The 14,777-nt window shown below is 71.8% G+C and carries 11 protein-coding genes; 6 read left to right on the top strand and 5 right to left on the bottom strand.

Annotated features, from left to right (window positions below; translation table 11 throughout):
* Positions 1–246 precede the first annotated feature (246 nt).
* A complete protein-coding gene (locus tag WMF11_RS02655) occupies positions 247–1,134 on the top strand; it encodes a DUF58 domain-containing protein (RefSeq protein ID WP_437549186.1) in 888 nt (295 codons plus the stop codon).
* Between the two features lies 1 nt (position 1,135).
* Entirely contained in the window at positions 1,136–3,193 is a 2,058-nt protein-coding gene (locus tag WMF11_RS02650; protein ID WP_437976304.1) for a vWA domain-containing protein, read from the top strand.
* Positions 3,194–3,271: 78 nt separating this feature from the next.
* Here WMF11_RS02650 and WMF11_RS02645 read toward each other — a convergent pair whose 3' ends face one another.
* Positions 3,272–3,703 (bottom strand): hypothetical protein, encoded by a 432-nt coding sequence (locus WMF11_RS02645; RefSeq protein ID WP_437976303.1) that lies wholly within the window; start codon positions 3,701–3,703, stop codon positions 3,272–3,274.
* 389 nt (positions 3,704–4,092) lie between these two features.
* Between WMF11_RS02645 and WMF11_RS02640 the strand changes: the two genes are divergently transcribed.
* Positions 4,093–5,862 carry an FG-GAP repeat domain-containing protein gene (locus WMF11_RS02640; protein WP_437976302.1) on the top strand — a complete coding sequence of 590 codons (1,770 nt, stop codon included), beginning with the start codon at positions 4,093–4,095 and terminating at the stop codon, positions 5,860–5,862.
* 43 nt (positions 5,863–5,905) lie between these two features.
* On the opposite strand, the gene WMF11_RS02635 is transcribed toward WMF11_RS02640, so the two are convergent.
* Positions 5,906–7,054, bottom strand: coding sequence for a serine/threonine-protein kinase (locus WMF11_RS02635; RefSeq protein ID WP_437976301.1), 1,149 nt, complete (start codon positions 7,052–7,054; stop codon positions 5,906–5,908).
* A 256-nt stretch (positions 7,055–7,310) separates the two neighbouring features.
* Between WMF11_RS02635 and WMF11_RS02630 the strand changes: the two genes are divergently transcribed.
* The 3 genes from WMF11_RS02630 to WMF11_RS02620 all read left to right on the top strand — a co-directional run bounded on the left by WMF11_RS02630 (position 7,311) and on the right by WMF11_RS02620 (position 11,913).
* Complete coding sequence (locus tag WMF11_RS02630; RefSeq protein WP_437976300.1) at positions 7,311–10,571, top strand: VWA domain-containing protein; 3,261 nt, start codon at positions 7,311–7,313, stop codon at positions 10,569–10,571.
* Between the two features lie 428 nt (positions 10,572–10,999).
* The gene (locus WMF11_RS02625; protein ID WP_437976299.1) at positions 11,000–11,257 is read left to right on the top strand and encodes a hypothetical protein; all 258 of its coding nucleotides are present in this window, start codon (positions 11,000–11,002) and stop codon (positions 11,255–11,257) included.
* A gap of 11 nt (positions 11,258–11,268) precedes the next feature.
* On the top strand, positions 11,269–11,913 hold the full coding sequence (locus WMF11_RS02620; RefSeq protein WP_437976298.1) for a hypothetical protein: 645 nt from the start codon (positions 11,269–11,271) through the stop codon (positions 11,911–11,913).
* 799 nt (positions 11,914–12,712) lie between these two features.
* Here WMF11_RS02620 and WMF11_RS02615 read toward each other — a convergent pair.
* The 3 genes from WMF11_RS02615 to WMF11_RS02605 all read right to left on the bottom strand — a co-directional run bounded on the left by WMF11_RS02615 (position 12,713) and on the right by WMF11_RS02605 (position 14,677).
* On the bottom strand, positions 12,713–12,979 hold the full coding sequence (locus WMF11_RS02615) for a PIN domain-containing protein (protein WP_437976297.1): 267 nt from the start codon (positions 12,977–12,979) through the stop codon (positions 12,713–12,715).
* Positions 12,980–13,122: 143 nt separating this feature from the next.
* A complete protein-coding gene (locus tag WMF11_RS02610) occupies positions 13,123–13,377 on the bottom strand; it encodes a hypothetical protein (RefSeq protein WP_437590638.1) in 255 nt (84 codons plus the stop codon).
* A 436-nt stretch (positions 13,378–13,813) separates the two neighbouring features.
* Positions 13,814–14,677: a ribonuclease H family protein gene (locus WMF11_RS02605; RefSeq protein WP_437976296.1), complete on the bottom strand. Its 864-nt coding sequence runs from the start codon at positions 14,675–14,677 to the stop codon at positions 13,814–13,816.
* Positions 14,678–14,777 lie beyond the last annotated feature (100 nt).

Below are 14,777 nucleotides of genomic sequence, written 5' to 3'. Positions count from 1 at the left end.
TGGCTCGCATAAAGCGAGCCACGGAGCCGCGGCGCGCCTTCTGGCGGAGGCCCTGTCGGCCACGACGAACGCGCGTGGGGTGCCCTGCCCCACCGTGGCGGTCTGTCTCGACGCCGCGGAGCGACGCGGAACGACGACGAACCGGGCGCGGCCGGCGCCCCTGCCGAGCGCGGGCCGCCGCTCCTCCTCTGCGACCCCGCCGACCCCGCTGGCACCCCCGCCCGCGCCGAGGTCTACTGCTCTCCGATGCTCCCCTCGTCCCCCGAGCCGCTCCTCGGCGCGAGCTTCGTCCGCGAACTCGAGGTGCTCCAGCGGCGGCTCGAGATCCGCGCCCGCTCCGGCGGCGCCGGCGAGCACCTCGCGCGGCGCCGCGGCGGCTCGGCCGAGTTCAAGGAGCACCGGGCGTACGCGCCCGGCGACGACATGCGGCGCATCGACTGGGCCGCGTACGCCCGCACCGGGGAGCCGGTGCTCAAGCTGTTCCGCGCCGAGGAGGACGTCGTCGCCCGCATCGTGTGCGACGCGTCGGCGTCGCTCGACTTCGGGGAGCCCACGAAGCTCGACGCGGCCCGCCGGCTCGCGGCCGCGATCGGGTACATGTCGCTCGCGCGCTCCGAGCGCGCGCAGCTCTTCGTGGCGGGGGACGGCATCGCCCGCGAGCACGCGCCGGTGCGCGGGCGGGCGGGGCTCGCCGCGCTCCTCCGCGCCCTCGACGGCGTGAGGGCCTCCGGCGGGACGCACCTCGCCCGCGCCATCGACGCCGTCGTGCGGCAGAGCGCGCGGCCAGGCCTCCTCTGCGTCGTCTCCGACTTCTTCGACCCCGGCCCGGTCACCGCCGCGCTCGGGCGCGCGGCGCAGGCCGGCCACGACGTCGCGGCCCTCCAGGTCGTCGCCGCCGACGAGCTCGAGCCGAGCTTCGAGGGCGACCTGACGCTCGAGGACGCCGAGACCGGGGCGCTGGTCGACGTGACGCTGGACGCCGCGGCCCTCGCCGCCTACGCGGCCCGCTTCGCCGGCCTGTGCGAGGCGCTGCGCGCGTTCGCCCGCCGCCACGGGGCGACGTACGTGCGAGCGCGGAGCGACGAGCCGCTCGAGGGCGCCGTCCGCCGCTTCGTCGCGAGGAGCGTCGACTGACGTGGCCGCCCCGCTCGCACAGGCCTCCGCGGGCGCCCCGCTCGCGCTGCTCTCGCCCGGCGGCCTGTGGCTGCTCGCGCTGCTCGGCCCGCTCGTCCTGCTCTACATCCTCAAGATCAAGCGGAGCCGCCGGCGCGTCCCCTCGACGTGGCTCTGGGCCGCCGCGCAGCGCGATCTCATGGCGCGCGCGCCCTTCAGGAAGCTCATCGCCCAGCTGCCGCTCGTCCTGCAGGCGCTCGCGCTCGCCCTCCTCGCGCTCGCGCTCGCACGCCCCGCCTCGCGCGGGCGCGAGCTCACCGGCGATCACGTGGCGATCGTCCTCGACACGAGCGCCTCGATGTCCGCGGCCGCTCGAGGGCCGGCCGGCGAGGCGACGACGCGCGTCGAGCTCGCGAAGCAGCTCGCCAGGGACCTCCTCTCCGGCCTCGCCCCGGGCAGCGACGCGCTGATCGTCGAGGCGGGGCGCGACGCGCGCCTCGTCGCGGCGCTCGATCGCGATCTGGTCCGGCTCAAGGCGGCGATCGACCCCATCGCAGCGCGCGACGTCGAGGGCGACCTCGAGGCCGCGGTGGCGCTCGGGATCGACCGGCTCCGCCAGCTCGGCGGCGCCCGCCGGGTCGTCGCGATCACCGACGGCAACCTCGCCCGCCCCGCCTCGCTGCGCGGCGTGTCGCTGCCGGTGGAGGTCATCACCGTGGGTGATCCGGTCGACAACGCCGCCATCGTCCGCGTCGACGTGCGCTCCGGGAGCGCGGTGGGGGGAGCGAGCGGCGCGGACGGCAAGCCATCGGAGCAGCGCGAGGAGGTGCAGGCCTTCCTCGTGGTCGCGAACTTCGGGGCGCAGCCGCGCGACGTGTACGTGACGATGCGGCAGGACAACGCGTCGGACGTGCTCGGCTCGCGGCGCGTGCTGGTCAAGCCGGGCGAGCGCCTCCCTGTCGTGCTCACGTTCCGCCCGTCGCCCGGCGACCACCGCAAGGGGCTCGTCTTCGAGCTCTCGCCGCGCGACGCGATGCCGCTCGACGACGTCGCCTACGGCCGCGTGCCGGCCGGCGACAAGCTCCCGGTGTTCCTCGCGTCGGCCGGCAAGGGCCAGGGCGGCGACGCCCAGGGCGCGCAGCCGGGAGCGCCCTCGGGCGGCTCCGTCTGGATCGAGCGGGCGCTCGCGTCCGATCCGATGACCTCGGTGACCTCGGGCGCGCTCGCGGATCTGCTCGGGAAGCCCGGGCTCGATCCCGACACGTTCGTGGTGATCGACGGCGCGTGCCCGCCCGATCCTCCGGGGGGCGATCTGCTGATCGTGAACCCGCCGCCCGGGCGCTGCGCCGGCACGCTCGTCGGGCAGGCGCTCGATCGCCCCACGCTCACGTCGTGGGACACGGCGGATCCGCGGCTGCGCTTCCTGACGCTGGACGGCGTGAACCTCCGCGTGGCCTCGTCCCTCAAGCCGGAGGCGGCGACGCAGGAGCTGATCCGCGCCCAGGAGGGCACGATCGCGACCGACATCTCCACCGCCTCGCGGACCGGCACGCTGCTCGGCTTCGACGTGGGCGAGAGCGACTGGCCGCTCAAGGCGTCGTTCGTGCTGTTCGTGCGCAACCTGCTCGAGCAGGCGCGGGCCCACCGCGCCCACGGCATCACAGGCCCCGCGCGCACCGGCGAGCCGCTGCGCGTGAGCGTCCCGGCGACCGCGCGGGACCTCCAGGCGATCGGCCCTGCGGGCGAGCGGCTCGAGGTCGCGCAGCGCGCCGGCATCGCGGTGATCGCGGAGACGCCCCGCGCCGGCTTCTACCGCCTCGCCTGGCAGGGACCGCAGGCCGGGTCCGTCGTGGTGCCGGCGAACCTCACGAGCGTCGCCGAGAGCGACCTCACGACGAGGCCGCTCCTCGCGGAGGGAGGCGGCGAGGTCGCCGTCTCCAGCGCGGCGGGACAGCCGGACGCCCACGTCGAGTGGACGTGGCTGCTGGCGCTCGCCGCGCTCGGCTTCGTGGTCTTCGACGTCTGGTATTTCACGCGCGTGCCCCGACAGCTGCGAGGCCGCGACAGCCCCACCGCCTAGCGCTGCGGCGGGGAAGCGCCGCGGATCAGCGGAAAGACCGCCAGGCCGCCAAGGCCGCGCCGCGAGGAGCCAGAGGTCCTACCCGACCACCTCGGCGGATATGGTCCTCGTCTCGATATCGACCCACAGCTGGAAACTCCGGGCCTCCAGCTCCTTCGCGTAGAAGATCTTCGGGTAGAGCCGACCGTTGAGCCGCATTCCTTGTTTGCAGCTCGCCACGATCGCAGCCCTGGTCGCGGCGAACAACCTGGTCACGCTGGTCTTCTTCGCCACCGGGCGGATCGTCACCTGCTCGAGATCCTGACCGCGCTGACGCGCACCGGCGAACTCGAGCAGATTTGCGGCCTCACGGTCGAAGAAGCCCCAGTCCTGCTCGCTGGCGGGCGCCCTCCGCGACGCCAGGTACACTAGCTGATAGCCGCCTCGCAGATACTCGTGAGCCGCGAGAGGGCTCGCTTCGACGACGGAGAGCGCCGCACCGCCGTGCGCGCCCTCGAAGCGCTGGAACACGAGGTGCGCTTTGCGAGAACGAGCGATGTCGGTGATCGTCTCGAAGAGTGCCACCGTCGGAATGAACGCTTCTATCGTGGCCATGCGGCGCCTCCAGGGGTGAACGCGTCGTCACTCTCCGAGATCTACAGGATACACCACCACTGGCAACGAACCACACTCTGCCCTGCGCAACCACCCACACGGCGGTCCCGCGAGGCTCCCCCTCGGCCGGACTCTCGTATCCCCGACTCTCAAGGTTCCTGGTAATCTCGATGAGCTTGGCTCCTGTCCTTTTCCACCGGCGGGCGTCGCCCGCGGGCGCATCCCCCGGAGGACCCATGGTTACCCAGCGCCGCCCGTGCCGTTCCGGTCGCGTATTCCCCACCGGACCTCAGCACCCGCCCCCGTTGCCATGGGCCGCGCGCACCGGCCTGGGTGCGGGGCCCTTCGGCAGCGCGGCGTTGCTCCTCGCGCTGCTCGCGACGGCCTGCGCCGGGGGCGAGATCGGGGGTGGCGCGAGCGGCGCCGGCGGCCGCACGGGCAGCACGGGCGGCACGCGCAACCCGATCTGCGAGGTGGGCACGAGCGCCGGCGAGGTGCAGGCGCCCGAGCACCGGATGGTCCTGCCCGGGCAGACGAGCTGGTACGCGTCGCCGGTGGTGATGGACCTCGACGGCGACGGTCGGAACGAGCTCATCGCCGCTTACTATGCGCTCTTCGTCTTCGACTCGAACGGGAAGGAGATCGATCGCGCCGAGGCCGGCGAGGACCGGGTTTACGCGCCGCACGTGGTCGCCGACCTCGAGGGCGATGGCGCGATCGACATCGTTTATGGCAACGGTCATCAGGTCTTCGCATTCGAATGGAACGACGGGCTCGCGCCGAAAGCCGGGTGGCCGGTGGACACCACAACGGCCGGCAGCGCCCCCGAGGTGCGCGGGCTCGCCGCGGCGGATCTCGACGGCGACGGCACCATCGAGGTGGTGGCGACGACGACCCAGACCGCGACCACCGAGGACGGCGGCGCGCAGGTCTTCGTCTTCAGCGCGGATGGGTCGCTCTATCAACCCGCACCCGCGGGCGCCGCCTTCGCGGCCTGGCCTCGGTACAACAGCCAGAGCGGCCCGGGGAACGACGCCGATCGCAACGGCATGGGGCACTCGGGGTTCGGGTGTTATGGGCTCAACGTCGGCATCGGCGACATCGACGACGACCCGGAGCTCGAGATCTTGGCCACGTACGACAACCACCACATCCAGGCGTTCAACCACGACGGCGTGGCGATCGACGCCGCGCCGTATTTCAAGAATCGCGACGAGGCGTTCACCGACCAGCCGCTGACCTGGGGCCAGTTCATCCGCTGGGCGGATCCGAAGGTGGAGGGCGACCATTACCATCTCCATACCGGGACGTGGCCGCACCCGAGCTCCGCCGAGTGGCTGCAGTGGACCGCGTCGCCGCCGAACGTGGTCGATCTCGACGGGGACGGGCGGAACGAGGTCGTCGGCGTGCCGAACGTCGAGATGCACGAGCCCTACGAGACGCAGGCGTATGCGGTGATGGTGCTCGAGGGCGCGCACGGCGACGGCAGCCGATCGGCGATGCGCAAGCCCGGGTGGGAGACGCTCCCGCGCGGCGAGAGGCCGCTCGAAATCGACGGTTATTACCCGCCGACCGGCGTGCCCTCGCCGACGACGGTGAACCTCCAGGGGGACGCGCGGCCCGAGATCATCGTGCCGATGAACGACGGCTATCTCTATGCGTTCGGCCCCGATGCGTCGCTCCTCTGGCGATACAACTACACGCACGGCAAATCGATCATGTTCGCGACCGAGGCCACCGTGGCCGACCTGAACCAGGACGGCTCACCCGAGGTCTTGCTGGCGACCTACGGCGCTCCCGACGTGCTCGACTCCGGCAACCTCGTGATCCTCGGCGCGAACGGCGCGGTCCTTCACGACGTGCCCCTGCCGAACCCCGGCAGCAACGGCAACGGCAACGGCGCGCCCGCCCCGCCGGCGGTGGGAGATCTCGACGGAGACGGCCAGCTCGAGGTCTTCGTGCAGACCTTCGAGCATGGGATGGATGTCTTCACGATCCCGGGTTCGGCGGCCAATTGCATGCTCTGGCCCACGTCGCGAGGTGGCCCGCTGCGCACGGGTCAGCCCTCGCGGTGACCCGCGCTCGCAGGGCGGACGCCGGTCGATTCAGGGGGATCTCTCAAGGGCAGGCCGTCTGCTCGCCGTGAGGCCGGCCCCGGGACGCACGGTGCACCCGGCGGCGCGACGACCACCGGCGGCTCGGCCGGCTCCGCTCCTCCACCCACCAGGATACGCGCGGCGTCGCGCCATTGCCCTCAGGCACACAGGGCTCCTCGCAAGGAAGCCATTCCCCCTCGAGCGACACGCCGCGAGCGTCCTCCCGAATTCCCCGCGCCCGGAGCCACGCGGCGAGCGCCTCGCCGAGCTCGCGCATGCTCGACCAGCGCGAGGACGGCTCCTTCCGCAGCCCGCGCTCCACGATCGCCCAGAGCTCCGCGTCGAGGCCGCACGTGTCGACGAGCGACGGCACCGCGTCCTGCAGCACCGCCCGCAGGCCGTCCAGCGCGTTCCTTGACGAGAACGGGGGCCGGCCCGACAGGAGCTCGTACAGCATCGCGCAGAGCGCCCAGACATCGGCGCGGCGATCGATGTCAGGGACGGCGAGCACCTGCTCCGGCGGCATGTAATCGGGAGTGCCGAAGACCTCGAACGCCGCCGACGCCTGGCTCGCCTCGCGCTCGGAGACGATCTTCGCGACGCCGAAATCGACGATCTTCGGCTGGAATCGGCCGCCGCCGCGGCGCACCAGCATCACGTTGTCCGGCTTGAGGTCGCGGTGGACGACCCCCTTCTCGTGCACCGCGTGCATCGCGCCGGCGACCGGGAGGAGCAGCGCGATCGCCCGCTCCGGCGTCATCGCCGCCTCGCGCGAGAGCGCGCTCCTCAGCGACTCGCCCTCGATGAGCTCCATCACCAGGTAGGGGTCCCCCGCCGCGGTCTCGCCGAGGTCGAAGATCCGGACGACCTCCGCGTGGTTCAGCCGGCCCGCGGCGCGCGCCTCGCGGACGAAGTACTCCGCGAGCTCCGGCGACCGGAGCTCGGGCCGCATCAGCTTGATCGCGACCTCCGACCCGAGCGCCACGTGCGTCGCGATCCAGACCGTGCCCATCGCCCCCTCGCCGATCCTGCGGACCAGGCGGTACTTGCCCGCGATGAGATCCCCCTCCTGGTAGTGCGCGCTGCCCGCGGGCTCACCGAGGCCCTCGTCGAGATCCCACGCGCCGCTGCCCGTACCGTTCCAGGTGTCCGTGGTCTCGATGCGCGACATGATCTCTCCTGCCCCGGCTGCGCGGTTTCGCCGCGCCCATGACCCGCGCTCAAGCAGACGGCGTGCCATCCCTGACAAACATGGAAAGGTGCTCCGATGCGCCGGAGCGCCCCATGAAACCCGCTCGACACCGACACAGACGCCCCACGACGTCGCCGATGGGGCACTCGGCCACACCCGCCGAAGCGGCGTCCCCGGGCCCCCGCAAAGATGATTTACTGCGGCTCCCCCGCATGCGGACCGAACGGAGGCCTCCTTGATCCCGGCGGCCGCGCTGCGCGCCCTCCCCTACGCCGCCACGCTCGCCGGCGCGCTCGTCTTCGCGGCGCTGCTGCGCCTCGCCCTCCGGCGCGGCGCGCTCCGCCGCCCGATCCTGCTCGGCTGGATGGTGGCAGGCGCGCTGCCGGCGCTCTACGTGGGCCTCGTCTGGTGCGGCCTGCTCCCGGACGCCTATCTCCGGCTCGCGCGGCCCTGGGGCGCGCTGCTCGCGCTGGGCGCCACGTCGTTCATCGCGCTCCGGTACCTCGCGCTCGCGCTCGCCTCGGCGCACGCCCGCCGGCAGGGGGCGTGGCGCTCGCGGCTCGGCGACCTCCTCGCCCCCTTCGCTGCGTTCGCCGCGGCGATGGCCGTGGCCGGGCCAGAGCTTGGCCGGCCACTCGACCGGCTCACCGTCCTTGTCGCAATCGATCGCAGCCGCTCGATCGACCTCGTACCGAGCGCCGACCGGCGCGTCGCGCAGGAGCTCTCCGTCGCCGAGCTCGGCATGCGCGAGGACGATCGGATCGCCACCATCGCGTTCGCCGCGGGCGCGGCGACCGAGGATCCGCCGCGCCCGCGCTCGCAGCTCGCGGCCCCGCAGCGGGTCGCGCTCGGTCGGGACGGGACGGACCTCGCCGCCGGCCTCCGGCGCGCGCTCGCCGAGGTGCCGCCGGACTCCGCGGCGCGCGTCGTGCTGCTCAGCGACGGCGTCGCGACCCGCGGCGACACGATGGCCGCGGCAGCCGCCGCCGTCGCCGCCGGCCTCCCTGTCGACGTGATCCCGCTGGAGCAGCGGCTCGTCCCCGACGTCCGCGTGGTCGCCCTCCGCGCGCCCGCGCGGGCCGACGAGGGTGAGGCGCTCGATCTGCGGCTCGTCACCTCGTCTCCGTCGCCGGCCGAGGTCGAGATCCGCCTCCGCCGCGACGGCGAGCTCATCGCCCGCACCGAGGCCTCGATCGCCGCGGGGGAAGACGTGCTGCGCATCCGGGAGAAGGCGCCGGGGCCCGGGCTGCACCGCTACGACGTCGAGATCACCGCGAAGGATCCGAGGCTCGACGAGGCCGCGGAGGACAACGCGGCGAGCGCGTTCCTGCGCGTCCGCGGGGCCGCGGCGGCCCTCGTGCTGGAGGGCGACGCCGGGCAGGGCGCGTTCATCGCGCGGGCGCTCGCGGACGGCGCGTTCCGCGTGGACGAGGGCGGCCTGAGCCGCGTCCCTGCCGATCTCGGCGAGCTCGCCGGCTACGACGTCGTGGTGCTCAGCGACATCCGCGCGTCGGATCTCTCGCCGGGCCAGATCGACGCGCTCGCGAGCTACGTCCGCGATCTCGGCGGCGGGCTCATCCTGATGGGCGGCGATCGGAGCATGGGGCCGGGCGGCTACGCGCGGACGCCGCTCGAGGAGATCTCGCCCGTCGCGTTCGACCTGAAGCAGGAGCGGCGGCGGGCGAGCCTGGCGGAGGTGATCGGCATCGACATCTCCGGATCGATGGCGGCGACCGCCGGCGCCCACACGAAGCTCGAGCTCGCCAACGAGGCCGCGGCCCGGTCGGCCTCGCTGCTCGGCCCGGGAGATCGGCTCGGCGTCGCGCACGTCGACACGGCGGTGCGGTGGAGCGTGCCGCTCGGGCCGGTCGCGGACGGCGCCGCGATCGAGAAGGCGATCCGCGCGGTGGGCCCGGGCGGCGGCGGCATCTACGTCGACATCACCCTCGAGGCGGCCTACCAGGCGCTCGACCGGGACACCTCGAGCCTGAAGCACGTGCTGCTCTTCGCCGACGGGTCGGACGCGGAGAACATGGGGCCGTGCCGCGCGATGGTGGAGGCGGCGATGCGCCGCGGGACGACGACGAGCGTCGTGGCGCTGGGCCAGGGCAGCGACGTGCCGGAGCTCGAGGCGCTGTCGCGCATCGGCGGGGGCCGCTTCTACCTCGTCGAGGACGCCACGCGGCTGCCCGCGGTGTTCACGCAGGAGACCATCATGGCGGCGAAGAGCGCGATCGTGGAGGAGCCTTTCCACGTCGCGCTGGGCGCGCCGTCGTCGATCACCGCCGGCGTGCCGTTCGGCGAGGCGCCCCCGCTCGGGGGCTACGTGGTGACGGTCGCCAAGAGCCGGTCCACGGTGCTGCTGTCCGGGCCGGAGGGCGATCCGGTGCTCGCCGTGTGGTCGGCGGGGCTCGGCCGGGCCGCCGCGTTCACGAGCGATCTCAAGGGCCGCTGGGGCGCCGCGTGGACCCGCTGGCCCGGCGCGGCGCGGATGATCGCGCAGGCCGCGCGCGACGTGACACGCAAGGAGGAGGATCCGCGCGTGCGCCTGGAGGCGGACGCGTCGGGCGGCGAGCTGTCGGTGCGGGCGAGCGTGATCGGCGACGACGGGCGTGCGCAGTCGTTCCGCCGGCTGATCGTGCACGTCGCGGGGCCCGACGGCTTCTCGCGCGAGCTCCCGCTCGAGGCGACGGGCGCGGGGGCGTACACCGCGAAGCTGCCGCTGTCACGGCCGGGGACCTACGTGGCGGTGGCCCGGGACGAGCTCACGGGGGAGGCGGTCGGGACGACGGGGGCGGCGATGACCGCCGGCGAGGAGCTGCGCCCGACGGGCAGCGATCTGTCGCTGCTCGGGCGGATCGCGGAGTTCACCGGAGGCAAGCGGCGCGACACGCTCGCGGGCATCTTCGAGGATCGGGCCTCGAAGCGCTTCGCGTACCGGGACGCGACGCCGAGCCTGGTGTTCTTCGCAGCGCTCGCGCTGCTGCTCGCGGTGGCGGCGCGGCGGCTCGCGCTGCCGGAAGCTGCGGCGGCGTGGCTCGCGCGGGCGGGAGAGCGGCTCCGCGCGGCGCGGTGGGGAGCCGCCGCGGAGCCGGCCGCCGCGGGCGCGACCGTGGGGGCGCTGCTGTCGGCTCGGGAGCGGGGGCGCGCGCAGCGCGAGGGCACGGAGACGAGCCCGGCGCCGCGCGCCGGTGAGCGCGGCGAGGCCGCGCAGGCGGCGACGATGCCACGGAGAACAGCGCCGCCGGCGGGGACGCCGGGACCTCAACCTGGGTCGGCGGCGTCGTGGCCTCAACCTGGTTCGTGGCCTCGACCTGGGCCGGCGGTGGGGCCTCAACCTGGGTCGGCGGCGGGGCCTCAACCTGGGTCGGCGGCGGGGCCTCGACCCGCGTCCCCGGGGGGCGGACACGCAGCGGGCGCGGGCGGCGCGGCGCCGGAGGGACGACCGCTCACGGCGGCGGAGAAGATCTTGGCGCGGCGTCGCGGCCGGAGGTGACGCGACTCATGACGGAGAACGCCACGAAAACGGGGCACGCCGTCCGTGTTCTGGCAGCGACGGTCTTGCTCGTCCCTGCCTTTGGCTCCGGCGTGCTCGTCGGCAGATCGCTCCTGGACCGGAGGCCGCCGGCGAAGGAGAAGAGCGCGGAGCCTGCTTCGGATCCCTGGATTCGGATAGACCGGGGAGAGCTGGCTGCATGTCGAGAACAGCTGGCAGCTCGTCCGGAGCCGCGAGCGACGGCTCCGGCAGCCGAGGCTCCTCCGGGGGAAGGGCGACAAGACGCTCCCGAAAGAGCAGCCACCGTCGATGAGCTCGAGGTCGAGCTGAAGCGGTGCAGGAAGAGCGAAATCCTGGTCAACGCCGAGGTTTGCAGCGCCGCGGCTCGTCAGTTCAGCGCGCTGATGGATTTACCGAAGGATGGGTTGATGTGCGGGCCGAAGTCCAGGGCTGCCGATCTCATCGAGCAGAACTTCGACAGCTGCGCGGCGCTCTCGGACATTCCGGCGGATTTTCGCTCGGGCGACCTCACGAAGGAAGAGTCGAGCCTGGTCGCGGAAGCGATCCGGGTTCGTGAGACGCTCACGGAAGAAGAGCTGCTCCGCAGCCTGAAGGAGTTCGTCTGGACGTGCACGGAGACGCCCCCGAAACTCCCACCGATGATGAAGCAGGCACCGAAGCCGTAGGAGGTTGACACATGAGCAAACGCCCCGAGAGCGCCGGCCTCATGGTTCATCTCCTCATCGCGGTGGCCGTGCTCGGCCTCGTCTTTGGTGGTGGCGTGCTGGTCGGCTGGGCGACGCGGGAGCGCAGACCTCCGGCCATGGGAAAGAGCGCGGCGTCCATCCCTGATGCGGAAGTGAAGCGGGAGCTCGCTGCGTGCCGACGCGCAGTGAAAGCGCGCGCGAAAGCCACAGCCATCCCGCCAGCCCCGGCGACGTCTCCTCCGGGAGAAACGGACGACGCCGGGGTGGAGAAAGCCGCCAAGGTCGAGGCACTGCAAAAAGAGGTAGAAGAATGCAGAGTACGAGAGACCTTGTCCAATGCCTATGTTTGCGGCGGGATCAGAGATCACAGAAACCTACTGTTCGTCTTGACATACAGCGCGCCATGCGTGGACGAGGCGGAAATCGGAGAGTTTCTCCTCAACAGCCTCGAAAAGTGCACAAATTTCGACGACTTTCCAGCGCATCTGGACGAAGACAAGCTAACGCAAGAAGAGAAATTCATAATATCGCAGTCACAACAAAACCGCGCACTCAGGACAAAGAGCGATCTGATCCGCGGTGTGCAAGAGACACTCCGCAGGTGCCGCAAGAGATTCGCGCTGTCTTCCGAATGAACGAACGCGTTCACAACGTCATCTCCCAGACCATTTGGGTGGGATAACACGCTGCCCCCACCGAAGTTCTCGTCGCCGCCGTGGCTCACGAGCCGTCCCGCGTCGTCCACCGCCATCCGGCCGTCGATGCGCCCGTTGTCCGGCAGTTCGGCGACGGCCTTGACGGTTGCGTCGTCGACCAGGACGCGCTCGGCCTTGTCGATCGTCACGCTGGCCGCCGCGGCAACGTGGTTGAGGATGACGGAGGAGGGCGGTCGGGGCGTGCGCGAAACGCCGGGTCCTGGGCGACACGCGCGAGGGCGACGCGCTCGCGAGAAGGCTACGGCGGTGTTGGTGCCACCGGCGCCGCGCCAGCACCTCCCGGCGACTCCCCAGCAACCCCGGGACGCGTGCCAGCACCCGCTGGTACGGCTACCCGGACCTGCTGGTGCGGCTACCCGGACCTGCTGGTGCGGCTACCCGGACCTGCTGGTGCGGCTACCCGGACCTGCTGGTGCGGCTCCTCCGACCTGCTGGTACGCTTCCTCCGACCTGCTGGTACGCTCCCTCCGACCTGCTGGTACGCTTCCTCCGACCTGCTGGTACGCTTCCTCCGACCTGCTGGCACGATTCCCGGCCGTCTCGGCGGCGCTGGCCGCGCTCTCCGGCCCGCTGGCCGCGCTCCACGGTCTTCTGGGTTCGCGCCCCGGCCTGCTGGGACGCGTCTCGGGCCCGCCGCCACGCGGCGCGAAGCGCCGCCGACAGCAGCGGCTTGCTGGGCCGTATGCGTACCGCACGGCGTCCTGAGTACCCTGCGGGTTCATAAGATAGGCTCTCTCCAGTTCTCGAGCATGAGCGGGTACCCCGCATCTTGGATCTTGACGAAATGGCGCGTGTTTCCCATTGCGACGGGAAGCCCATGACGGATCGCCGTCGCTGCAATCAGGGTATCCTCGATCGTCAATTTGCTCCCCAGGCGTTCAAGATCGGCTCGGATCCGGCCCGCGAGCTCGGCTACCGTGGGGTCAAGCCACAAGACCTCTGCTCGCGCCAGCAGCGACAAAAAATTGTTGAATCCGATCGTCACGACCCACGCGCGAATAGCCGTAAACTACCTCCATCACGGTGATCACTGAGAGCGTATAGCGCCCTAGCTCTGCGTGATACTTGCGCGCCCTCTCTGCGACGATCGGATCCTTCGCCTTGAGGATCTCGGACCAGATGTCCGTATCAAGAAGGGTTCTCGTCGCCATTGAAAGCCTCGCGCCCCTGGTGGCGCGACATGATCGCGACCTGGTGGATCTCGTCGGCGAGCTCCGGCTCGTCGGCGAGCAGTCCCAGGAACGGATCGTCCGGTGGGTTCGCCAGCCCCGCCGGCTCGCTCCGGGTGCCGCCCAGCTCCCGAACGATACGTTCGATGAGCGTGCGCTGCGCATCGGTCGGAAGACTACGGATCTCCTGGAAAATTTGCTCGGCGTCCATCATGCCCAACCTCCACTTCCGCCGCTGTCCAGTCTACCATGTCGCGCCGTTCCCGCCGTTCCCGCCGTTCCCGTCGCGGCAGCCGCGCTGGGGACGCAGGCAGCGCTGGAGGTGGGGCCTCCGTCAAGGGCAGCCTCGGAGCGAACGGTGGCGCAGGGATCGCAGGAGCAGAGGCTGCAGCCGCGCCCGACTGCACCCCACCCCTGCCCAGTCGAGCGCGATCCCTGGCGGACGGAGCGCCGTCGTACCGAGTGCCGTCGTCATGAGGCCCCGCGCATCCTGGCCGTGGAAGCGGGCCCCGATCGAGAGCTAGGCAGGCGCCGGTGGATTGCGCTCCCGCTGCGCACATGTCCACGGCTCTCGTTCGTCGGGCCTGGGAGGCCGCGGTCACCCAGGCCCACCCGTGCAGCATGACGCCCGGCGGCCCAACGACTGCCGTTCAGCGGCGCATCGCCCTGCTGAGCGGAGCGAAGTTGGGCGGGGCGCCCGATGCAACGGCTTGTTCGGCGCGCTCGTCATCATCGCGCTTGCTTCGTACACGATTTCGAGCACATCGGTCCTCCAGCCCAATGTCAATCCCCGACGCGACAGGAAGCTCGATCGCGCGAGGCCTGGCGCGATCGGGGACGCTGGCGACCTTCTTTGCACGGTTCCTCTCGCGGGCTCGATGTCGCCGCTCGCGGTTCTTTTGCTTCCTCGACCGCCCCGGCGATCTCTCGACCCCCGGCTCGCCTGCGTTCGGCGTTCCGTTGCTCTTCTCGGCGATGGCGCTCCCCGCCTCCCGTCCACATTTCTCGGCGACAGTGCGCTTCTCGCTTCTCTGCGCCACGGCGCGCGCCGCCCGCGCCAACTTATCGCACCGCGCGTTCAGGTACGCCCGCACCGTGTTCGTACGCTGGTGCCCCTTCACCCAGCGAAGGTCCAGTTCGATCCCGTGCTCGTTCGAAAACGTCCGGATCCTCTCGCGCAGCCTTGCAACCGCTGGAGCGTTCCGCTGGGTGCGTGGTTTAAGCGAATCATCGCTCAAAAAGCCAACAGCCGCCTGGCTGTCTGTGTACACGACGAGCCCGCGCACAGCCTCGCCCCACACCTTCCGCGCCAGGTAGACCCCGGCGAAGATCGCCGCCAGCTCTGCCTCGTTGGCGCTGCTGACATACGGTGGGCAGGCCCCGTGCCGCACGATCCTCCCGCGAGTCGACCTCAGCCAGACGCCCCAGCCGGCTGCGATTGGGGTGAAGGACGCGTCCGTGTAGCAGGTGACCCAGAAGCGCGATGCCCCAGCCCTTTCTTTCTGGCTGTTCATCCCAGTCGTGCCCCCCAGGAAAGCGCTCTTGCCACCGGCCCGCGCGGCGCTGCATGCGCCTCCGCTGGGCCGCGAGGCGGTGCGGTCGGCAACCGCAGAG

This window comes from Sorangium sp. So ce295, assembly GCF_051527405.1.
Classification (GTDB): domain Bacteria; phylum Myxococcota_A; class Polyangia; order Polyangiales; family Polyangiaceae; genus Sorangium; species Sorangium cellulosum_B.
The sequence above is the reverse complement of the archived record's forward strand: the minus strand, read 5'-3'. Positions and strand labels throughout refer to the sequence as shown.